Source organism: Wolbachia endosymbiont of Rhagoletis cerasi, assembly GCF_018454475.1.
Lineage (GTDB): Bacteria > Pseudomonadota > Alphaproteobacteria > Rickettsiales > Anaplasmataceae > Wolbachia > Wolbachia pipientis.
The window spans coordinates 17,202-38,636 of the sequence record NZ_JADCNC010000013.1 but is presented as its reverse complement, the minus strand read 5'-3'; the positions used below and the strand labels follow the sequence as shown (position 1 = coordinate 38,636).

The following is a 21,435-nucleotide window of genomic DNA, read 5'->3' as shown; positions in this document are numbered from 1 at the left end:
AAATAATGAAATAGGTATGCAACCCAAAAAGGTTCTGATATGGCTGCTTCATTTCTGATCTGACCAAATTACAGAGTTTTTGCCTGCATACCTTATAAAATATTATACTTTTTTTTTTATTTAGCAAGGTATATCCTATATTAGTCTTATAATTTATATGTTAGATCTCTTGCAACATTACTTTGGAGTAAACAACTGTTACCTAAAATACTCTTCTTCTGTCATCCCAGTGCTTGACTACTTGGATCCAGAAAACTTAATTTTAAATGAATACATCAGGCTGTTGTATAATAAGAACTGGATTCCAGTGTCAGCTACTTGCATGACACCACCTGCTACGCAAACTTCTGTGGACTACAAAGAAAGTTCGTACAGTTGTAGGTCAAGCCATAGAGTAACAAAAAAAGGATATTGGTATAACAAAAGAGGAACATTATGATTTTATATCATTTTCCTCTTTGTCCATTTTCACGAAAAGTTAGAGCTTTTCTAAAAGAAAAAAAATTAGGCTGTGATCTAGTGTATGAAAATCCGTGGGAAAAGCGGAATGAATTTATGGAGATCAATCCAACCGGGCAAGTACCAGTGTTAATAGATAATAACTTTGTAATAGCGGATAGTAATGCCATTTGTGAATATATAGAAGAGACTTACAATAGCGACGTCAAATTACTTGGTTCATCCACTATTATTAAGTCTAAAATACGCGCTCTAATCAATTGGTTCGATAACAAATTTTACAATGAAGTTACTAAGTATATTATGAATGAAAAAGTAATTACTAACCGCAGCCCTGACTCTAGATTTCTTCATGCAGCTCAGCATAACCTACCTTGCCATATGGAATACATCGAACACTTAATTAACAAGAACGTTTGGCTTGCAACTGATAAGTTCACTTTAGCTGATATTACTTTAGCATCGCATATTTCCGTAATGGATTATGTAAGTAGTTTTCCATGGGAAAAAAGTAAAATTTTAAAAGAATGGTACTCCATTGTTAAATCAAAGCCTTGTTTTCGTGAGATATTATTAGAGAGGATTTCTGGTTTAATCCCTCCTAAACATTATGCTGACCTTGATTTTTAACTTATGTTAGCTTTAAAGCTACAGTCATTCCTTCATCAGTTGGAATCAATATAGAGAAATATTTTTTTTCATCTGATAATCTATTATTAAACTCCCTCATGGCATGCCATGATTTTTCTGATACTTCTTTTGGAGGCGATTCTAAAAATACTGTGTTAAACAGTAGAGTGTTATCTGCAACGATTAGCCCATCTTGTTTAATGTATGACTCTGCCCAATCTAAATACTTAGGATAACTACTTTTGTCAGCATCAATAAATATCATGTCAAATGGTGCTTTTGCTGATAATTCATTAATTTTTTCCAGTGCATCGCCTTCTATTAGAGTAATTTTATCACTTAGATTAAAAGCACTAAAATTTTTTTTTGCTATTCTTGAGTGTTGAGGATTATTTTCTATTGTATATATATGACCGTCTTTTAGTAGAGCTTTTGCCATGCAAATCGACGAGTAACCGTATAACGTGCCAATCTCAACAATACTTTTGATTTTTTGGATTTTTATAAATAAACTTAATAGCTTTCCTTCTTCAGGGCCAATTTGAATATGTTGCTTTTTTTCAAGAATACAATATTCTTCTATTTTTTTATATTCTTTTGCAAATAGATTTCTTATGTATGACAATTTTATACTAAAATTATTACGCATATATTATAAATTAGGGAGACTTAATTCATACACAATTTATAAATATAATAATATAGTTTAAAATAATAAAAACATTTATTTTAAGTTATTATTTCATAGTATAAAATTTTAAGTGACAAAAATTATTATATATCGTACTATAGTTAACTAGTATAATAAACAGTCGATTATTATGCTAGAATTAAAGGGATTGTTTATGCGCATTTCTCTTTTTAAAATATAATTTTTATAATCAATTAGAGGGGGTTATATGTCTTATACTATTGCTGGTGAAGTTGAAACGTTAAACAAAAAATCTAACAAGAATGAAGGGGTTATGTTACTACATAATCCAGCTTATCGTGAAAAGTATAAAGAACGTTTTGATGAAGCTCAGAGAAAAGTTATGGATATGGTTCAGTTTTATGATGGGACAATAGTATTAATAGAGAATAAAATCGCTATGTATTACTACACTTGGCACAGTAAAAAAAGAGAGTTTGAGCGTAAAAAACAACAAACAGTAGTGAAAAACAATGACTCAGCATAGAGTCTTTTATATGGTAAGCTACAGTGGTATTACTTCACTATAGCTTTTCCATATAATTTATCTATCACATTAGTGAAATATTTCAGCTCTTTATACCCTCCATGTTTAACTTTATTATGCTCTATATATGATTTATCATCGTTAAGCTTGATGAAAAATATTGGAGTGGCTGTGATACCAAGTTTATTAATTGCCAGTGATTTATCATTTACGATTTTATCCATTATTTTCTTATCATTAATGCATTGGTTAAATGCATCTTGCTTTAAGTTGCTTAGTGCAGCAATTCTTTGTAGTAAAGTCAAATCACTTAAATTGTAGTAATTCCACGAATCTATTGAGTTAAAAACAGCTTTGTTAAAATTAAAGTAGTCTTCTTGTTTTTCGTAGCAATGACTTAGCATTGCAGCCTTTAGCCCTCTGTAATCCAAAGGAAAATGACGAAATATATATAACATCTTACCTGTGTCTATATATTTCTCTTTAATTTTAGGAAAAACATTCCTATGAAAAAGAGAGCAGTGATAACAAGTTAATGAAGCATATTCTATCATTAGAATTGGTGCTTTTGGATCTCCTAATAATTTATCATTAGGTAATGGCGATAATAGCTCATTTGATGTTATTTCATTGGGTTTTTTTTGAATGTATTGGTTATCGGATAAATCTTGCTTAACAACTGCATAAGAATTAACACTTATGAAAATTAATAAAAACAATAGTCTAAAAATCATTACAATATAAACACTTAACTTACTAAAAAAAATTATACATTTATATTAATAATGTCAAGATAACTTTTGTTTAGCAAGGCTTTCAGCCCTATCTTTAAATGCAGCAATTATTTTACTTTGTGTATACTTATATACTGAGTTTAATAAAGTGGAAAATGAGTTGGAGTTGGACTTAAACTTAAACTCTATATAAAACTTTACCATAGTTTTATTTTCATCTATGGGAATGAATTGCCATTCATTGTATAGATGTTTAAATATTCCATTTGATGATACAGCTTTTATCCAACCTTCATTTGTTCCACTTGGAGAAAGAGAAGTAACTTCTGATGTATATCTACCTTTAATTCCATGAAAAGCTGCGAGGAGATCCACAACCATTTGGTTGTTAATTTTTTCTTTTATATAAACGGCTTTGCACCAAGGAACAAAATCAGGATACCTTTCAACATCAATTACAATTTGGAATACTTCATTAGGCAAACATAGGAAAACACCCTGTTCTTTGTATTGATGAAGCATAAATGTTAAACCAATCAAAATAGGATCCGTATCTACCGTCAGCCTTAGTAGATTCCTGAGACTAAAGTTAAGGTGGGCATCGCGTATCAATTTCAACGAAATTAACAGAGGCAATTCCCTTGACTAGAAATTATCGCTCGGGAAATTTAACTTAACTCATAACGCATAGAACAGACCCTTAATTAATTGTAGATGATTTATACAAGGTGTGTCTATAGATATATTAAAGCTAGCGATTATTATTTAATCTTTATTAAACTTTGCATTCTAAGTATCATAGCTAATAAATATATCTTATGAACATTACTAAAGTTTTAACTATCATTGTTTTTATTGTAATTTCTTCAAGTGCTTACACTAATTGTACAGATCACAAAATTTTTGTGCATACTATGAAGCAACAAGTGGATGGTATATCTACAAAGGAGAATAAAAAAAACCGGGAATGTGTGCAAAAAAAGCTTCAGGAGGTCATTCAAAACAATGTTAACCTCAAAGGAATATCGCAATTCGTCATAGGAAAACATTGGGCTTTAGTTAAACAAAAAGAAAAAGAAGATTTTTTAAGAGAGTATGAAGTGTATCTTACGCGTTTGTGCGTTAAAATTTTATATAAATACATGCATGATAGTGAAATGATCATAATGAGTACAAAAGCAGTTGACGATGAAACTTGCTTAATTGGTACAAGATTTTCTTACGGTGATGAAGAATTTACAAATATTGATTTTAAAGTTACTAAAAATAACAGTTCTTTCTTGATAAGTGATGTTGTAATGAGTGGAATAAGTATTGCTATTAATCAACGTTATCAATTTAGTGAAAAAATCGACACGCATGGCATAGCAAGCGTTATAGCTGAATTAAAATGCAATAACAATCCATGATATATATGCCTCATTGGCCTAAGCCACTTGGTAGCAGGCCGAATGATTTTTCTCTTGATCGCATAAAAGGCTTTCTTAGCAAACTAGATAACCCCGAGAAAAAAGTGCCTCCCGTAATTCATATAGCTGGAACTAATGGGAAAGGCTCAACACTAGCATTTATAAGATATATAATGCAAGCAGCAGGGTATAAGGTACACGCATACACTTCTCCACATTTAGTGAGTTTTAATGAGAGGATAGTGATAGCCGGCAGCTATATCGACGATAATGAATTATATAGCTTATTAGAAGAATGTCGTGCAGTAATTGCAGAACAACCTATCACTCTGTTTGAAGCTGCAACTATTGCAGCTTTTTTAGCTTTTTCTCGTCATAAAGCCGATATAACTTTAGTTGAAGTGGGTATGGGTGGAAGGCTTGATGCAACAAATGTTATAGATAATCCGATTTTAACAATAATTACTTCCATTGCACTTGATCATACGGAATATCTTGGCCCTACTGTAGAAATTATAGCAGGTGAAAAGGCTGGAATAATGAAACCTAATGTTCCTTGCGTAATAGCACCGCAAGAAAAATCTATAGTGAACACGCTAGAACACCACGCAATAAATAAGAAATCTCCCTTGTATAGAGGAGGTCTTGAATGGAATTGCAAAAAAAAGAACAACAAAATGGTTTTTCAATCAGCTATTCAATCAATAGAATTTCCTTTGCCATCTTTAAAGGGTGATCATCAGGTGATTAATGCAGGCAATGCTATTGCAGCATGTAGTATTTTAAGTGGAAAGTATGAATTTGATATTGGAGAAGAGGATATCACTTCAGGTTTACAGTGCACTTATTGGCCTGCACGGCTAGAGTCTATAAAAGAAGGTAATTTAATTTTCCTACTACCGAAAGATTGGCAATTATTTTTAGATGGTGCACACAATAATGATGGTGCTAGAGTACTATCTCAGTGGGTAAAAGATAATTTTGCTGAAGGTATTTATATGGTTTTTGGTGTTACTAGTAACAGAAATGTGGAAGAGTTCTTAGAGCACTTAAAGCCATATATCAAGCTACTATGTGCGGTTTGTGTTAAGTCTGAACCTAAAGCAACAAATACAAATTTGATTAGGGAAAAAGCCAATAACATAGGAATAAAAGCAGTTGAATGTGAATCAATTGGCGATGCAATATCAAATCACATATTAAAAGCCTCTACCCAAAACGTCAAAACCATACTAATCTGTGGCTCATTGTTCCTAGCTAGAGACTTCGCTATGGAGAATAGCTAACTTTGATGATATTAACTGACCGATGGGGAAATAACTTTGATTGCTCATAGTACTGCTTGGCTTTTCGTTATCGACTTCTATAAACTGATCATCACCTTTAAATTGCTCCTCAATTGAATTTATAGCTGTCTTTTTGAGAATATAATTACTTGCAGCATTTAAAATAGGTGAAGTAACAATTAAAAGCGTGAATGGTAATGAAAGTAATAAGCCGGATAACATCATAGAGTTAGTTATACCAAAGCCGTTGGCAACTAAATCTAATCCCACACCGAAAAACATTAAAGATGTACAGATTGTGTTGCTCAAAATAACTGAATTTTTTAGCCACTTTAATTTAGTCCTATCACTCTTTGAAAAATTTTCGCATTCTTGGTCAAAGTTAAACAATAATAAAATATTAGTCTGATGATTAAACTCTTTCCCATTTCTAGTATAAATGCTCTTAACAGCTAGACTCAAAATAGATCCTGCTAACAAGGGAGCAAGAAAACCTACTGCTATTGGTACATTAGAAGAAATTGTAAGTTAAAAACGTGATATAAAAGAGATAAGAGAGAAAGATAACCCTGCTCACTAGGAATAGCGGGCGTGCGCGACCGAAAGGAAATTGGTATTACAACCGTTGGTATCAAGGTACGCTAGCCCTATCTCTCGATACGTTTGAATAGTTGCTTGGGACATATATATGCACCCGTTTACAATCTTAAATTAACTAAAACTATCGAGGTTTATTATGGTTACATCTTATCAAAATTTTATTGGCATTGACATCGGAAAATTTAAAAATGTCGTTGCAATTCACAAACAGAAGAATGCTGTCGAATTTGATAATAATGCTTCTGGTTGGCAACAATTATTTCAAGAGTTTTCAGATATTCTACCTAATGCTTTAGTGACTTTAGAAAATACAGGGAAATATGAGCTTGGCTTATCACATTTTCTTACCGACAAAAATATTGCCGTGCATCGAGCTAATACTCGTAAAGTAAAAAGCTTTATTTTATCTCACGGAACTTTAGCAAAGTCTAGATGCAAGAGCTCTTGCTCAATATGCGCCATAGAACTATCTCTCTATTTGTACCTACCTCTACAGAACAATCAACTTTGGCTGCACTTTGTCAACGTCGTGATGATATTACGCAAATGAGAACTCAAGAAAAATGCAGACTTGAAGCACCGGAAAATGATCATATAAAAGAAAGCTGTCAAAAGACCATTGAGTTTTTCGATAGTCAAATAAACGAACTCAATGATACTATACAAAAGATTATTGATGAAAGCCGCGAATTACAACAACGCCAAAAAATTCTTAAAACAGTTCCTGGAATAGGTAAAAAGTTATCACAAGATTTTTTGTGTTTAATGCCAGAGCTTGGTTACTTAAATAGAAAAGAAGTAGCAAGTCTTGCCGAAGTTGCACCGCATCCAAAAGAAAGTGGTAAAGCTGTTGGTTACCGAAGGATTACAGGTGGTAGAAGTAACGTTCGTTCAAAGCTCTTTACAGCCGCTATGGCTGCTACAAGGTCAAAATCTATACTTGGCGCCTTTTATTCTAAGCTTGTTGAAAGTGGTAAGAAGAAGATGGTGGCTATAACAGCCCTAATGCGTAAAATTATAGTAATTGCTAATACAAGACTTAAAGAAGCAATTAATTTGCATACTTAAAAATCTTCACAACGGTAACTGAAATTGGCTAATAAATATGTGCGTCCACACAGACTTAAAGCACATATTCATTAGCTTAAGCAGAAATTGCTGTGGTAGCTGTTTGATATAAAATTCTATTTCTATGACAAACGGGTTTTTATTGCCCATATAATTTGCAAAATTACACAAATAAAAAAATTTTTAAAAAACATAGTTGATACCATTAATTATTAAAAATGCAATTGATGTGAAGGATACTAAAAGAACTCCTAAGAGATTTGAATAAGAAGAATATTTTACATAAGCAGTTACATTATTGTTAATTGACTGCTGCTTATTATAGAGTTTATTTCTGCACTTATCATCTAAGTATTTTTGCAATTCTTCATAACTGCGACTCCACAACTTACCGCGTAATTCTTTTATTAAATTATTTCTTTTATTGAGACCTTTCTCCAATGGCTCTATTATAAATTCTTCAAAAAATGGCTTATTTAATGCAATAACCTTAAATTTCTCCTCCGCTTCTTTATTGTTTGGGTTTTTATCTGAGTGATATTTTAACGATAATTTACGGTATTGTTGACTAAGCTTTTTCTTAATATTCTTAATGTCAGAATTTACCACATCCTCCTTTTGAATATTAAATGTTAAAAACAACTGCTTTAAAGCGTGGTACTCATTTTCATTCAAAACATTTCTAGCCACATTACACCTACAAATTAACTAACTATTAATGTTCTATAATATACATATTTCCAAACTATGTCAATTATTTCATAAATATCTTTGGTAAAAATTATTTCTGTTATGACTAGCATGATAAGTGTATGAAGCGACTAAAATTGTCATTACAGCGCTTAGTGTACGACAGTACTCCAACATTTAGGGTTGCAGTTTTCATGGCAGATCTGAGTAGCTGACCCATCTAAGAGGTGTCATTCAAGTAGCTGACACTGGAATGGCTTTGTTGCATCGCACCTTATACGGTAGTAATTTACAATAAATTCATGTAGCCATTTCGAATTTAGTCATTTCAGTGTTGGCTACTTGGATGACACCACCTGCTATGCTGCAAATTGCAACGTTCGTACACTAAAGTATAGTGTGTTACTAACGAAGGCAAACAAATATCTGCTTTATGGAAACGTTAATATTTTTCATTGAAATAATACATAAATACTAGAAAAACCTTGGCAGGTTATTCGCGTTTGATTATCATAGAGAATTATATAAATTAATAAATGATCTATGGCAAGTAACCCAGAAGAAAGAAATAGTGATAAACAAAAAGCGCTAGATAACGCAATAAGCCAGATTGAAAAAGCATTCGGTAAAGGTGCAATAATGAAGTTGAAGCAAAACCCTGTAGAAAAAATAGACACAATATCCACAGGATCAATTGCGCTTGATTCGGCTCTAGGTGTTGGAGGTCTGCCAAAAGGGCGTATAATTGAAATATTTGGCCCCGAGAGTTCTGGTAAAACCACTCTTGCCTTGCACGTGATTGCTGAAGCACAAAAAAAAGGAGGATCATGCGCATTTATCGATGCAGAACATGCATTGGATGTCTTATATGCTCGTAAACTTGGGGTAAGCACTGATGATTTAGTGATTTCACAACCAGACACTGGAGAGCAGGCGTTGCATATTGTTGAGTATTTAGTGTGTTCTGGTGCGGTTGATGTGATAGTTATTGACTCTGTCGCAGCATTAACTCCAAGAGCTGAAATTGAAGGTGATATGGGTGATCAACATATGGGGCTGCAAGCAAGGCTTCTAAGTCATGGGCTACGGAAACTAACCTCTGCCGTTTCAAAAGCGAACTGTATATTGATATTTATTAATCAAATTCGTATGAAAATAGGAGTAGTGTATGGAAATCCTGAAACTACCACGGGTGGAAATGCATTAAAATTCTATACTTCTGTAAGGCTTGATATAAGAAAAGTTGGTGTAATAAAAGACAAAGAAAATATTACAGGTAATGAAACAAGAGTTAAAGTTGTAAAAAATAAAGTTGCTCCTCCATTTAGAGAAGCGAAATTTGATATAATGTACAATGAAGGTATATCAAAACTCGGAGAAATAATAGATATGGGAGCAAAGCTTGGTGTGCTTGAAAAAGCAGGCGCTTACTATTCATATAACAACACACGTCTTGGGCAAGGAAGAGAGAATGTAAAAACTTACCTAAAAACAAACAAAGAAGTCGCAAATGAAATAGAAACGAAAATCAGAGATTTACTCAGAAATCATGATAATTCTATCATAATAGACGAGGATAGTGAGCAACTTTTAGAAGAATCAGTTTTCTGATCTAAACTTAGGCATTAGATTTTGTGTTGGACGGGTTGTTACAGTATGACGGTAATTCTATGTGCTAATATAACAATCTGTCTTGTATCAAAAAGACTTTGCTGAAGCAGTTAAAAAAAGCTTTTCATGAGAAATTATAAATGATAAATTGTTAACAATAGGTTATTGTTAATAAGATTATGTGTTTTGGTTTACCTAATATAAACAGGGAAGGTTATTCATTTATAGTAGTTTCCTTTATAGTAACGTGTATAGCATTCTCTATATCTTGGGGGTTTGGCGTTACGTGCTTGTTTCCGACATTATTGTGTACTTATTTCTTTCGTGATCCAGCAAGAGCTGTGCCAAACAATAAGAATCTTATATTAAGTCCTGCTGATGGTGTGATTTCAAAAATTGAAGAAGTTAATTATCCTTTATCAGCAGAAAACGGAGAGGAGAAGAAGTTTACGCTTGTTAGCATATTTTTAAGTGTTTTGAACGTCCATGTGAACCGTATACCAATATCTGGTACGATAAAGGAAATGAGTTATAAAAAAGGCAAGTTTGTATCCGCAATGAGCAATAGGTCTAGTAATGAAAATGAAAAGCAGGTTATTGTAATTGAATACGAAAAGGGGAAAGAAATTATTGTGGAGCAAATAGCTGGATTAATTGCACGTCGTATCGTTTGTAATTTAGGAATATCCCAGAACGTAAAAGCAGGTGAAAGGTTTGGAATTATAAGGTTTGGCAGTAGAGTGAATATCTATGTTCCTGCTGATACAGAAGTCAGAGTTTCAGAAGGGCAAACTGTTATTGGTGGTGAAACAATTATAGCAAACTTAAATAAGGAAAACGTTCAAGAGAAGCTTACTTTTGACGTTATATGAATAACGATGGAAGTAACAGTAGATTCTTACCTATTACTAAATTATTCCCAAACTTTATAACTTTATTGGGTTTATGTTCTGGTCTCACTTCACTTAAATTTACATTTAATGAACAATGGGAATTCTCAGTAATTTTTATCATCATTGCAGCAATAATAGATGGAATGGATGGCAGAATAGCTAGAATTCTAAAATCAACTAGCGATTTTGGAGCCCAGCTTGATTCTTTTGCAGATTTTCTAAATTTTGGTGCAGCGCCTGCATTTCTTTTGTATTTTTGGAAGCTAAACGAAATCAAAGTCATAGGTTGGATTTTAGTAATGATATACGTAATCTGCATATCAATAAGACTTGCAAGATTTAATGTTTCGCTACACTCAGAACAACCATACTGGGAAAAATTTTTCTTTTCTGGTGTTCCAGCTCCAGTGTGTGCTTTACTTTCTTTGTTACCAATAATTATTACCTTTCAATCTCATGAGAGTGAATACTTACTTCTCATAGAGCGATTTTTTAACACAAGAAACGTAGCTTGTTACTTTCTGGCCATTTCATTTTTTTCGATAAGTCACATTCCAACTTTCTCTGCAAAATATATTTATATTCCCAAAAGCCTATCCTATATATTTGTGTCATTTTTTGGAGTACTTATTGTATTTTTCATCAGTAAGCCCTGGATGACTCTACCAATTTTAGGTATAGTGTATACACTTACTATTCCAATAAGCATCGGGTTTTACATATATTTTACATATAAAACTCGTTAGCTAACAAAAAATAGAAAACTGCATGATTTTGAAGATAAGTGAACTATTAAATTCATTTCTGTATATAAAGATATTCAACATTCCATTTATAATTATTTGGGTAATTGCAACTGGAATCTTTTGTACTGCCCAGTTCAAATTCATTAACTTTAGGTTACTTAAATATGGAATACAGACGCTATTCAATCTAAAGTGTAATAACAGCAACAATGGCATAATCACTCATATTCAAGCGTTTGCAACAGTAATTTCAGGAACAGTTGGTCTTGGAACAATATCAGGAGTTGCAATAGCTATCACAATAGGGGGCCCAAGTGCAGTTTTTTGGATGGTAATTACCGGAATACTTGGTATGTCGATAAAGTTTGCCGAGGTGGTGCTTGCATTTACTTATCGCTCTGAAAATACAACTGGCGGGGCTTTTTATTACATGAAGTACGGGCTTGCAAAAATTGGATTTGCAAAAACTGGTAGATTTCTTGCCTTCACTTATGCGATTATGCTACTTATTGCAATGATTTTGGGCGGTATACCATTTCAAGCAAATCAAATAGCAGCACTATCAAATAACCTCCTAGAATACAACGCATCCATTATTATATCCCTGCTTGTCTTTATTGTAATATTGGGAGGAATAAAGCGCATTGCTTTCGTTTCAACGAGCTTAACACCAATTATGATAGTGCTATATGTGGGTATGTGTATATATTTAATTTATGTAAACGGAAGTAATTTGCTGAATGCTCTATCCATAATATTCCAAGATATCTTCAATAAATCAGCTATAGGAAGCGGAGTATTGAGCGGATTAATAGCCGGAGTGAGAAGATCAGTGTTTGCTAACGAAGCAGGTACCGGAACAGCAGCTATAGCACATTCAGCTGTAAAAGAAGAAGATCCAATTAAAGTTGGGTGCGTTGCAATGATTGCACCACTTATAGACACAATATTAATCTCATTTTTGACTGGTATTGTGATAATTATCACTGGTATGCATAGCACTGATAACGTGGGTGATATTACACTAATTAGTTCGATATTTTCAACAGCTTTGCCCTTGTTCAGCAAGTTAGTTTTTCCGCTAATGATGTTTTCCTTTGCATTTTCCACAATAATAGCTTATTGTTACTACTGTGAAGTTGCTTTGCTGTATTTATTTGGTAGTAAAAAAATACTGATACCGTTCCAAATTCTTATAGTGGTTTCAGTGTATATCAGCTGTATGTCAAAGAATATAGAATTTATATCTTATCTAGGTGACAGTTTGTTTATGTGCCTTATGATTCCAAATGCTGTTGCAATATATCTACTAAGAAGGGAAGTTTTGAATACAATAGATTCTTATTACAATTCTAAAGGGTATTAACATGATTTATAGATTGCTTTGTATGGTGTTATTTTGCCTATTGTTTAATGATGTGTACGCTGCTTCAGGTTTTTACGAAAGTTATGACGCTGTGTTGAATGGAATAAATAACTTCATGAATGAAGTACTGTTTTTCAAGATCCTTTACGTGCCATTTATAATCCTTCTACTAGTTTTTGGTTATGTGTTTCTAACATTACGTTTTGGATTTCTCAACATAAGAATGTTTAAGCATGCGTTTGCTATTTTATGTGGAAAATATGACACGAATCACCATGATGGTCATATTACGCATTTTCAGGCATTTATGACTGCACTTTCAAGCACAGTAGGCCTTGGAACTGTTGCTGGAGTCGCAATTGCAGTTTCAATGGGTGGACCAGGAGCGGTGCCTTGGATGATGATTACAGGTTTTTTTGGTATGTCAGCAAAATTTGCTGAGGTAACGTTGGCGTTTAGACATAGAACAGAAGATCAGGACCAATTGTTTAGTGGTCCCTTTCAGTATATAAGGAATGGTCTGGAGGAATTTGGATTTAAAAAACTTGGTATTGTGCTGGCTGCCATGTATGCAGTATTCTTTGTATTATCAGGTCTTGGTGGAAGTGTAGCGTTTCAAACCAACCAAATGGTTTCAATATTATCTGGCTATTCAAGTTGGGTAGATGGTCACTCTTGGTTTCTTTCTTCCATAATTTCTGCGCTGCTTGCTCTAGTGATTATTGGCGGAATTAAAAGGATAGCTAGAGTATCTTCTGCACTAGTGCCTATTATGTCACTTATATATATCTTTAGTTGTATTATTATTATTGCATTTAATATTCATAACCTTGGTTATACGTTGAAAATATTATTTTCCACTATGATAGATTTCAATGCTGTTGGCGGAGGGATGGTAGGAGCATTTGTTGCTGGAATTCAAAGGGCAATCTTTGCCAGCGAAGCAGGTGTTGGTTCTGCTTCAATTACTCATGCAACAACTAAAGATGAAGAACCAGTAAGAACTGGACTAGTCGCTATGATAGAACCATGCTTTGACACAATGTTAATTTGCTGTTTAACAGGAATAACAATAGTAATAACAGGTGCATACCAAACAGGTGTTGGTGAGGGAATATTAATTACTCACAAAGCATTTGAGACAGTTTCTCCATGGTTTCCTATCCTTCTAACAGTAGCTGCTCCTTTGTTTGCATTTTCTTCAGTAATTTCGTTTGTATATTGTTGTGAAATGGGGTGGCTATATTTATTCGGTGCAAAAAGTATAGTGATATACCGCATAGCGGTAATAATTGTGGCGTTTTTCTCTGGTCTTTCTAAAGATATAATGGCTATTGCCAATATCGGTGGAACTTTATTCTCTTGTTTAGCTCTCATCAACATGACAGCGCTTATACTGTTTAGTAATCAGATTAACGATGAAGTTCAGTGCTACCTAAAAAGGCTGAGGAATAATAAAATTAATTAGGTTCTTGGTATAATGGAAAAGTATGTAGTCCTTATGCTGTCCTACATACTCGGTTCAATACCGTTTAGCTTAATCATTACAAGAATAAAAGGGATAAACTTAAGAGAAGTAGGTTCAGGAAACATTGGTGCTACAAACGTTGCAAGGACGGGAAATAAATTTCTTGCTGCTTTGGCATTATTTCTGGATTCCTTTAAGGGATTTATTGCCGTTTATATAGCACAACAATTTTGTGATAATAACGATTTTTATATATATGTATCTGCAATTTTAGCAGTTTTAGGACACATGTTTCCTATTTGGCTAAAATTCAGTGGAGGAAAGGGCGTTGCAACCGCTCTAGGGATACTGATAGCATTTAACATCGATATTACTTTAGTATTCGTAATAATTTGGATAATAGTCTTTCTTGCCTTTAGATACTCTTCCCTTGCTTCACTCAGTGCTACTTCAACGGCTGTAGCATGGTCCTTTTTTTTTCAGAGGAATTTGTTCTTAACATTACTAATTATAGGAGCACTGGTCTTCCTAAAACACCACAGAAATATTGTGAATCTTCTGCAAGGTAAAGAGTATAAATTTTATAGATAATGTACTGCCAAATTATTGACACTTAAACTACGAAACAAATTGCTTGACGGTATGATTTTGTCCTCTTTGTTTAAGTCTATGATTTTTGCTTTTGTTATATTCTCTACTTCTTGAGGTGTTAAAAGACCATCTTCAATGAATTCCTTTTTTGTTTCTCTTATTTTTTCATAAAGTTGAGTAACGTGATCTTTATTTCCTTCATATACACTTTCAATTTCTAACTCTAGCTTATGTGAAGCTCCTTTTTTTAACATTTCATCCATTGCTGCTTTTGTTACTTTTAACCTTTCTTGCAAAATTTTCTTTATTTTTTCCTTATCATTTTCGTTATTTTTACTGAGTTCTACATATACCCTATAACATCTTTTTTCTCTTGGGAGCATTCTTAACCCATCTAACATGCTAATTATCTGACCTTCAATAGTCTTCTCAGCCTTTAATTTAAATTCTGCTACTTCTTCTTCTATTATCTTATTAGCTATTCTCTTAGCTCCATCCAAAGATGAATCCTTGAGAGAAAAATCTGTCTCGAGTAGATCTCGATTTAATAGCTCTAAGAATACTTTTTTTCCGATGTTTTCGAGTAAACTTTCTTGGTCATCTAAATCATGCTCCTGCAGTTTATTTCTCATGTGCTGAACCAGCTCACAACATTGTAATTTATTTAACTTTATAGAGCTAATATTTTTCATTAACGTCAGCACAATTTGTTCACTATATTGAGAAGTAATACTCAATAATTTTCTCATTAAAGGAATACTTACTTCTGAAATAAAATCATCAACTATTTTTTGACTTTCATCGTCTTCATAACCATTTTGAACGTCATACCAAGCCTTAAGAATTTCTTTATTGTTTTTCTTGTTTTTTAACCTGTCTAACATAAACTCACGTGCTTTATTTTGTGCTTCTGAGAGCAACATTTCCCTTGGGGGAGTAAATCTAATTTCTGGATCAGGATGAATACCCTCTAGCGTGCTTAACATTCTATAGATAATACCGGTGAAGCAAGTGTTAGGAATTCGCTCTTTTCTAGAGAAAGTTTGGCTATCAATTAAATTAGAAATCAATGCATCCTTTTTACTCTTAACGGCTTCTCCGTCTCCATCATTGCAAGCCCTTAAAACTAAAAGCAGAACCTGCCCACCTGTAAAGCCGGAGCTATGCTTTTGATCATCTTTGCAAAAGTCATCTAAAAATGCAATTACTCTTCCTTTATCCTCATCACTAAACTCATATGAATTGTTTATATATCCAATGAATTGAATATATTCATCATTTTTGATTACGTCTTCAGGTACTTGTTCACTATACTTACCTTTTAATTTATCAATATTTTTAATGATATCATCATTTAATTGATGGGGCAGTAAATGTTCAAGCTTAACATCAAAACTATTAACCATACCACGTAAATTCTCTTTTATACCTTCCAAAAAGAAATTTATAGAAGCTTTAAGCAGCGTAAATGGGTTAAAATCTTTTGGCCTTAGTTCACTCTGCAATAAAATTAATAGCATTGTAAGTGGTATAGTTCCCAGTAACGAAATAAGCAAGAAAGTGGTAGTGAAAGTTAGATATGTTATGAAAGCAGAAAACAAGAGGAAGGCTGCTACCTTGATTGTATTGTTTTTAAAAAATATTTCCCAATATTCCCTTTTGCTCATTTTTTGCTGTTTTGCCGTTTTTATTTCTTTGTAGATATAAAGAGTTTTAATTTCAGACCTGAAGAACATAGTACCAAGAGAAAAAAGAACATTAACAGGATTAGTGATAATGCTTAACGAGACAAAAGCTCCAAAGTAGCTAACAAATTTTAGCTTACTAGAATCCTTTGAAGGAAATTGTATTTGAGAAATACCTATCATAGCTTACCTTCAACATCATTACACTCTAGTAATAGCATAATAATTTAAAACGTCAATGTTTAAGTATCTTATTATCCGCACACTCATCGTATTCGATCTCGACTGTAGAGTGTGCTATCTCGAACTTATCTAGCAATATTTTTTTTATTTCATATAAAACATTGGTGTGCTGCACATTTTGCTTTATTTTAGCATGCATGGTAATTATAAAATAATTATCAGACAGCGACCATGTATGTATGTGGTGCACATCTATCACTTCAGGTAATTCTGATGTGATCTTACTTTTTATCTCTTCAGCAGATATACCCTCAGGCGTACCTTCAAGGAGTATATGGCAAGAATTTTTGAGAATTTTATAGCCGCTATTTAGAATTATCACACTAACAAATACTGATAAGATTGGATCTACTATTTGCCATCCAGTAAGCATGATAATTATAGATGCAAGTATAGCAGCTACAGAACCTAAAATATCTCCTATAACGTGTAGTACAGCACTTTTTATGTTTATATTGCTCTCGCATTTACTATGTAATATAAAAAAGACTATTATGTTAGAGACAAGACCGAGTGTAGCAATTATTAACATTACTTTCCACTCAACATTGACTGGAAAAATAAACCTCTTTATTGACTCAATTATAATGATTACTGCAATGAGGAATAGAGTTAAACCATTAACAAATGCTGCAATTATCTGCAACCGATGATATCCGTATGATCTCTGCAAATCGGATTTCTTAGCTGAAAACCTATGTGCTAACCAGCTTAAAACCAAGGCAAAGAGGTCAGTGAGCATATGCCCTGCATCTGATAATAGAGCAAGCGAATGTGAAATTATTCCACCTACTATTTCCATAAACATTGTTATCGCAACTATTATTATGGAATAGATTAAGCGCTTGGACTGCGCTGCTGAGTGTTTACCGTTATGCACTGCTGTCATATAAAATCTTTTCATAAACAAAAACGTGGGTAACACTGGGTTCGAACCAGCGACCGCTTGCACGTCAAGCAAGTGCTCTACCAACTGAGCTAATTACCCATCGTGGTTTTAGTATAGTGCTTTGGTGGAATGAAAGTCAATAAACCACTTTGCTTTTGTCCTTGTCCAATGTGATTCCGGAATATAGCTGTATAGAATTTCAGCCATATTCTAAATTTTACATATTAAGTTAACTATCTATACTTTATTTATTAAGATATAAATTATATTAATACAGGGATTTACGTTTTTTTTAGGGAAATTACTTTATGCTTGATATTGAAAGATCAGCAAATTAGAGGTTAAAATTATGACAATTAGTCAACAAGTAAATAAAAATATAATTAAAGCAGAATATTTCAACAATAACGGCAAAGGGTTTAATTCGCCACATGTTATAGAAGTTGAAGATTTAAATATTAAAGTAGAGGTTTATTCTCACAATTTAAGAGCAAGTAAAGTTGCTAACATTGAAAGTGAGATAAGAGAAACAGCTACTAATTTTAAAAACGCATTCGAGTTAGAACGCGGCAGTTCAGAACAAACATTTAAAATTTACATGTTTGATGACAAGGATGATTACACTCACCTTGGCGGAAGCAAGCGTTTCGGTTCTTACCTTGGAGACGAAGGTGGTAAATGTTACTACAAAGGGAAAGCTGACGTTTTTGCTGAAATGTACGTCTACCAGCAAGGTGGCATTCATAACCTTCAGCATGAATTTGCACATGGTTTAACTTACTTGGCTACAGGAGGCAAATCTTTACCTACAGTATTAATGGAAGGAATTGCAGACTACTTTGAGCATCATTCAGATCATAAATTCAATTCTCAAGGATCAAGTATCGACAAAACTGAAGCTGCAAATTTGGATTTAGATAAAATTTTAAGTTTAGAATACTCAAAGGACAGCGAAGCAAATAGCTTGGTTTATAAAACAGGTCATGCGTTGATAATGTACTTACAGGAAAAAGATCCTAGTTTATTAAGAGACTACCTAGATGCTTTACGTCAAGGTAACTCAGATGAGTCAAAAAGTTTCTTGAAAGACATAAAAGGACACGATACTGACTTCAAAAGTTGGCTTGCTGAGAATGATACAGAAACTGCAATGGAACATCTCAACGCTTTGCAAGTTACAAAAGGAGATTTCATAGCAATTGGTCAAGAAATAGTGGGTGGAGAAATTAAAAACGTATCCTACTATAAAGCAAATATAGAAAAAATGGATGGAGAAAACGTTGGAAGTTTTTCTCCTGTAGAACACGTTGCATTTTATGATGTTGCTCGTGCTATAAATAGGGCAACAAATGATACACTTGATATATCAAAGGAATATCATTTCCTCAAGGTAGTAAAAACTTCCGATGGACAGGATAAACTAACTTACTCTGACCAACAAGGTAATGAATATCGAAACAGTCAAGAGTATAAAAATCAGGCTTTAAGGATATTATCAAAATATGATACAGAAATTAAGAATCAGGTAGATGAATTTGATAATTTGAATAAAGAACGTGGTGAAATGTATCAAAAATATCATAAAGGAGAGATTACTATTGAAGAGTTACGTAATGAGGAAAATACAAAATACAGACCAGCATTTTTAAAGTTTGATCAACTAAAAAACAAAGCTGTTGATAAGATTGAAAATAATTCCCAAGCAGCAAAAATATTAGATGGGCTGGTCAATATCGATCCAAACTTAATCAGAGGTACTCATATTGATCTACAAGAAGGTAAGATTTTTTCTATGCAAGCTCATGGTCAAGGAGATATGGGTGCACTGTCTATATATGACGGAAATACAAAGCTTGGAGAATTATTGAGCGAATCAGGATTTTTTAAGCAAGTTGAAGGCCAAACTAAAGAAACTTTCGTTTTTGAGGATATATTACACAACTTAAATGTTTCATACGAAGGTGGTGCTTACATGGCAGTTACAAAAGAAAACGGTCATTATAAAGCTTCCCTAATAGATGGCAGAACAGTTGAACGTGATGAATACTTTGATGAGGCGCATTTACATGAAAATGAATTGTTGCATCCTAGCACTGGACACATCCAAAAAGATTTAGATTCTCTGCTCCTTAGAGGTACCAAAATTTTGAATCATCAGGATTCAGAGCATGCCCAATATTCTGATGAGCAAAAGGCAAATGGAGTAATCGTAGAAAAAGGAAAACTACTGGATAATAAGGGAACAGATAGGACAGACGACGATGTACACGAAGCGGTTGTAAAACAAGGAGGCGAAAATTTACATACATTCAAAAATATGGGCTTTTATATTACCGAAAAAGGTGATCTATTTATTCATGACCATGGAGCAAATGTAAGGTTTCAACTACCACAAAGTATTACTCATCTAAAATTAGTGGAAAAAGACGGAGCATATAAGCTTGTTCCGGTGACGAAAGATGGGAATGAACATCCAATAGGTATGCCAAATATATCAGACGAATATAGATACATAGATCCAATATTTGCACATGAATATGAAAAGAGAGATTATTCTCATAAACATGTAAATGTGGGCCTTATAAACTTAGAGAAATATGGCTCTGGCAAACTTTTTGCTATAAAGCACGACCCAAATGATTACCACATACAAAGAAACTCTAGTGGTGAAATAGTTAGAATAAAAGATCAAACATATTTCACTAAAGTAAAATTGTTTGATGGTGATGAAGAAATTGGAATGTTATCTAATAACTTTCACAATTTTAAAGGAAAAATATTCTTTTCTGCTGACTACAACTACAGTTATAACGATTTCCTAGCATCTGTTTCTCCTCAAGTTGAAATTGAAGATATGGGAAATGGAAGTAAAAAAATAACTTTTGATCAAGGCAGTGGCGATATCGGTGATACTAATAGAGGCTACACGGACTATCAGAGAATATTTACAAAAGAGAAACAAACCGAAAGTCCAAAAGGGCAAGTAAGTGAAACTAAGACAGAAGTTCATAGTACTACTAATGTTGTTGCACAAGCTGCTGAAGAGAAAACTGCATCAAACGACAATAGTGAAATGCAGTCTGATCAGCCACAAATTCCAACAAGGGCAAAAAGGTCAGCTTCAGTGGAGGAGAAAGAGCAAGAACAGGTAGTATTAAAAGACACAATTCTCAAAATAGAAAAGAGCTACGAGCAGGACTCAGAAGGGAAGCATAAGGCAAATGTAACGATAAATTATAATGATGTGAAAGCCTTGTATGATAGAGCGGAAGGAGCAGAAAAGCAATCTGTGTTAGATTTTTGGAACAAACTGCACACATCAGATTATAAGGTTGGTGCTTTGCCGGAAGACAAATACTATTTTGAAAAAGGCAAATTCGTAATCCACGATAGTGGCACAAAGAAGCTTATAGTGTTACCTGAAGATAAGGTGTCCATCAAGATAATGAAGGATGGTGATAGTTATAGTTTAGCTATATCAAGTGGTAATGGCAAAGTAATAAACAGCATTAGTAAAATAGATAATCCAAATTACGAATTGCTGTCAGATTCAAGTCATTTCAATTCAGGGGAGCAAGATAATATTGTATTATCAGATCAACATCACGAATATAATCTTTATCTAGAGAATGGTTTTGTGAAAATGTTCGATTGCGCAAGCGATCACATTTATCACGACCACAACTCGGCCTATATCTAACACATACAAGGAGGGCAGTGCCCTCTTCTTGTCATTCCAGTGTCAAGCACTGCCGTCTTGGATGGAAACCAGCGTCACGCCCTGGAATGACAGGGTTTGTCATCCGAGTAGCCCCTTCGGTGTCATCCCAGTGCCCAGACACTGGGATGGCTTTGTTGCATCGCTAGCTATGATGGATTAAAGATAAAA

At 33.5% G+C, this 21,435-nt stretch carries 18 protein-coding genes, 1 tRNA gene, 2 other RNA genes and 3 pseudogenes; 14 read left to right on the top strand and 10 right to left on the bottom strand.

What is annotated here, in order from left to right; genetic code table 11:
* An RNA gene (ffs, locus tag INQ25_RS05095) (signal recognition particle sRNA small type) lies at positions 1-100 on the bottom strand.
* 123 nt (positions 101-223) lie between these two features.
* Here ffs and INQ25_RS06500 point away from each other — a divergent pair.
* Positions 224-343, top strand: a pseudogene (locus tag INQ25_RS06500) (WPE palindromic element domain-containing protein); the annotation flags it as partial.
* Positions 344-435: 92 nt separating this feature from the next.
* A complete protein-coding gene (locus INQ25_RS05085; RefSeq protein ID WP_065094500.1) occupies positions 436-1,089 on the top strand; it encodes a glutathione S-transferase family protein in 654 nt (217 codons plus the stop codon).
* 1 nt (position 1,090) lies between these two features.
* On the opposite strand, the gene INQ25_RS05080 is transcribed toward INQ25_RS05085, so the two are convergent.
* Positions 1,091-1,738: an O-methyltransferase gene (locus INQ25_RS05080; protein ID WP_010081993.1), complete on the bottom strand. Its 648-nt coding sequence runs from the start codon at positions 1,736-1,738 to the stop codon at positions 1,091-1,093.
* A 250-nt stretch (positions 1,739-1,988) separates the two neighbouring features.
* Between INQ25_RS05080 and INQ25_RS05075 the strand changes: the two genes are divergently transcribed.
* Positions 1,989-2,267: a DUF2671 domain-containing protein gene (locus INQ25_RS05075; protein WP_006279425.1), complete on the top strand. Its 279-nt coding sequence runs from the start codon at positions 1,989-1,991 to the stop codon at positions 2,265-2,267.
* A 29-nt stretch (positions 2,268-2,296) separates the two neighbouring features.
* Here the strand turns inward: INQ25_RS05075 and INQ25_RS05070 are convergent, their stop codons facing one another.
* The 3 genes from INQ25_RS05070 to ssrS all read right to left on the bottom strand — a co-directional run bounded on the left by INQ25_RS05070 (position 2,297) and on the right by ssrS (position 3,703).
* On the bottom strand, positions 2,297-3,001 hold the full coding sequence (locus INQ25_RS05070; RefSeq protein ID WP_038199341.1) for a DsbA family protein: 705 nt from the start codon (positions 2,999-3,001) through the stop codon (positions 2,297-2,299).
* Between the two features lie 54 nt (positions 3,002-3,055).
* The gene (locus INQ25_RS05065) at positions 3,056-3,523 is read right to left on the bottom strand and encodes a type II toxin-antitoxin system RatA family toxin (protein ID WP_213863215.1); all 468 of its coding nucleotides are present in this window, start codon (positions 3,521-3,523) and stop codon (positions 3,056-3,058) included.
* A 19-nt stretch (positions 3,524-3,542) separates the two neighbouring features.
* Positions 3,543-3,703: non-coding RNA, 6S RNA (ssrS, locus tag INQ25_RS05060), on the bottom strand.
* 116 nt (positions 3,704-3,819) lie between these two features.
* Between ssrS and INQ25_RS05055 the strand changes: the two genes are divergently transcribed.
* Positions 3,820-4,410, top strand: a complete 591-nt coding sequence (locus tag INQ25_RS05055; protein ID WP_010963011.1) for an MlaC/ttg2D family ABC transporter substrate-binding protein — start codon at positions 3,820-3,822, stop codon at positions 4,408-4,410.
* Positions 4,407-5,696, top strand: coding sequence for a bifunctional folylpolyglutamate synthase/dihydrofolate synthase (locus INQ25_RS05050; protein WP_022626401.1), 1,290 nt, complete (start codon positions 4,407-4,409; stop codon positions 5,694-5,696). The genes INQ25_RS05055 and INQ25_RS05050 overlap by 4 nt, the downstream gene beginning before the upstream one ends.
* Here INQ25_RS05050 and INQ25_RS05045 read toward each other — a convergent pair.
* Positions 5,664-6,158: a hypothetical protein gene (locus tag INQ25_RS05045; protein ID WP_231115854.1), complete on the bottom strand. Its 495-nt coding sequence runs from the start codon at positions 6,156-6,158 to the stop codon at positions 5,664-5,666. The two genes, INQ25_RS05050 and INQ25_RS05045, sit on opposite strands and share 33 nt — an antisense overlap.
* 274 nt (positions 6,159-6,432) lie before the next feature.
* On the opposite strand from INQ25_RS05045, the pseudogene INQ25_RS05040 reads away from it, so the two are divergent.
* Positions 6,433-7,364, top strand: a pseudogene (locus INQ25_RS05040) (IS110 family RNA-guided transposase).
* Between the two features lie 480 nt (positions 7,365-7,844).
* On the opposite strand, the pseudogene INQ25_RS06495 reads toward INQ25_RS05040, so the two are convergent.
* Positions 7,845-7,973 (bottom strand): annotated as a pseudogene (locus INQ25_RS06495) (DnaJ domain-containing protein); the annotation flags it as partial.
* A gap of 624 nt (positions 7,974-8,597) precedes the next feature.
* On the opposite strand from INQ25_RS06495, the gene recA reads away from it, so the two are divergent.
* The 6 genes from recA (at position 8,598) to plsY (ending at position 14,729) form a co-directional block, all read left to right on the top strand.
* Positions 8,598-9,665, top strand: a complete 1,068-nt coding sequence (gene recA, locus INQ25_RS05030; protein WP_010963008.1) for a recombinase RecA — start codon at positions 8,598-8,600, stop codon at positions 9,663-9,665.
* 179 nt (positions 9,666-9,844) lie between these two features.
* Positions 9,845-10,537, top strand: coding sequence for a phosphatidylserine decarboxylase (locus tag INQ25_RS05025; RefSeq protein ID WP_007548750.1), 693 nt, complete (start codon positions 9,845-9,847; stop codon positions 10,535-10,537).
* Complete coding sequence (locus INQ25_RS05020; protein WP_015589351.1) at positions 10,534-11,304, top strand: CDP-alcohol phosphatidyltransferase family protein; 771 nt, start codon at positions 10,534-10,536, stop codon at positions 11,302-11,304. Before INQ25_RS05025 ends, INQ25_RS05020 begins: the two co-directional genes overlap by 4 nt.
* Positions 11,305-11,326: 22 nt before the next feature.
* A complete protein-coding gene (locus INQ25_RS05015; RefSeq protein ID WP_213863214.1) occupies positions 11,327-12,670 on the top strand; it encodes an alanine/glycine:cation symporter family protein in 1,344 nt (447 codons plus the stop codon).
* A 1-nt stretch (position 12,671) separates the two neighbouring features.
* Positions 12,672-14,138 carry an alanine/glycine:cation symporter family protein gene (locus tag INQ25_RS05010; protein WP_155969383.1) on the top strand — a complete coding sequence of 489 codons (1,467 nt, stop codon included), beginning with the start codon at positions 12,672-12,674 and terminating at the stop codon, positions 14,136-14,138.
* Positions 14,139-14,150: 12 nt separating this feature from the next.
* Positions 14,151-14,729, top strand: coding sequence for a glycerol-3-phosphate 1-O-acyltransferase PlsY (gene plsY, locus INQ25_RS05005; protein ID WP_213863213.1), 579 nt, complete (start codon positions 14,151-14,153; stop codon positions 14,727-14,729).
* On the opposite strand, the gene INQ25_RS05000 is transcribed toward plsY, so the two are convergent.
* From INQ25_RS05000 to INQ25_RS04990, 3 genes are all read right to left on the bottom strand, one after another.
* Positions 14,720-16,597 (bottom strand): hypothetical protein, encoded by a 1,878-nt coding sequence (locus tag INQ25_RS05000; RefSeq protein ID WP_213863212.1) that lies wholly within the window; start codon positions 16,595-16,597, stop codon positions 14,720-14,722. The two genes, plsY and INQ25_RS05000, sit on opposite strands and share 10 nt — an antisense overlap.
* A gap of 52 nt (positions 16,598-16,649) precedes the next feature.
* Positions 16,650-17,546: a cation diffusion facilitator family transporter gene (locus INQ25_RS04995; RefSeq protein WP_006280506.1), complete on the bottom strand. Its 897-nt coding sequence runs from the start codon at positions 17,544-17,546 to the stop codon at positions 16,650-16,652.
* 26 nt (positions 17,547-17,572) lie between these two features.
* Positions 17,573-17,645 (bottom strand) — tRNA-Val (locus INQ25_RS04990).
* Positions 17,646-17,895: 250 nt separating this feature from the next.
* Here INQ25_RS04990 and INQ25_RS04985 point away from each other — a divergent pair.
* Positions 17,896-21,246 (top strand): peptidase M2, encoded by a 3,351-nt coding sequence (locus INQ25_RS04985; protein WP_213863211.1) that lies wholly within the window; start codon positions 17,896-17,898, stop codon positions 21,244-21,246.
* Positions 21,247-21,263: 17 nt separating this feature from the next.
* The gene (locus INQ25_RS04980) at positions 21,264-21,413 is read left to right on the top strand and encodes a hypothetical protein (protein ID WP_174930912.1); all 150 of its coding nucleotides are present in this window, start codon (positions 21,264-21,266) and stop codon (positions 21,411-21,413) included.
* The last annotated feature ends 22 nt before the right edge of the window (positions 21,414-21,435 follow it).

What these genes read in the sequence shown, in the direction of transcription:
- INQ25_RS05085 (WP_065094500.1), top strand. Translation starts at nt 436, where the DNA reads ATGATTTTATATCATTTTCCTCTTTGTCCATTTTCACGAAAAGTTAGA.
- INQ25_RS05080 (WP_010081993.1), bottom strand. Translation starts at nt 1,738, where the DNA reads ATGCGTAATAATTTTAGTATAAAATTGTCATACATAAGAAATCTATTT.
- INQ25_RS05075 (WP_006279425.1), top strand. Translation starts at nt 1,989, where the DNA reads ATGTCTTATACTATTGCTGGTGAAGTTGAAACGTTAAACAAAAAATCT.
- INQ25_RS05070 (WP_038199341.1), bottom strand. Translation starts at nt 3,001, where the DNA reads ATGATTTTTAGACTATTGTTTTTATTAATTTTCATAAGTGTTAATTCT.
- INQ25_RS05065 (WP_213863215.1), bottom strand. Translation starts at nt 3,523, where the DNA reads ATGCTTCATCAATACAAAGAACAGGGTGTTTTCCTATGTTTGCCTAAT.
- INQ25_RS05055 (WP_010963011.1), top strand. Translation starts at nt 3,820, where the DNA reads ATGAACATTACTAAAGTTTTAACTATCATTGTTTTTATTGTAATTTCT.
- INQ25_RS05050 (WP_022626401.1), top strand. Translation starts at nt 4,407, where the DNA reads ATGATATATATGCCTCATTGGCCTAAGCCACTTGGTAGCAGGCCGAAT.
- recA (WP_010963008.1), top strand. Translation starts at nt 8,598, where the DNA reads ATGGCAAGTAACCCAGAAGAAAGAAATAGTGATAAACAAAAAGCGCTA.
- INQ25_RS05025 (WP_007548750.1), top strand. Translation starts at nt 9,845, where the DNA reads ATGTGTTTTGGTTTACCTAATATAAACAGGGAAGGTTATTCATTTATA.
- INQ25_RS05020 (WP_015589351.1), top strand. Translation starts at nt 10,534, where the DNA reads ATGAATAACGATGGAAGTAACAGTAGATTCTTACCTATTACTAAATTA.
- INQ25_RS05015 (WP_213863214.1), top strand. Translation starts at nt 11,327, where the DNA reads ATGATTTTGAAGATAAGTGAACTATTAAATTCATTTCTGTATATAAAG.
- INQ25_RS05010 (WP_155969383.1), top strand. Translation starts at nt 12,672, where the DNA reads ATGATTTATAGATTGCTTTGTATGGTGTTATTTTGCCTATTGTTTAAT.
- plsY (WP_213863213.1), top strand. Translation starts at nt 14,151, where the DNA reads ATGGAAAAGTATGTAGTCCTTATGCTGTCCTACATACTCGGTTCAATA.
- INQ25_RS05000 (WP_213863212.1), bottom strand. Translation starts at nt 16,597, where the DNA reads ATGATAGGTATTTCTCAAATACAATTTCCTTCAAAGGATTCTAGTAAG.
- INQ25_RS04995 (WP_006280506.1), bottom strand. Translation starts at nt 17,546, where the DNA reads ATGACAGCAGTGCATAACGGTAAACACTCAGCAGCGCAGTCCAAGCGC.
- INQ25_RS04985 (WP_213863211.1), top strand. Translation starts at nt 17,896, where the DNA reads ATGACAATTAGTCAACAAGTAAATAAAAATATAATTAAAGCAGAATAT.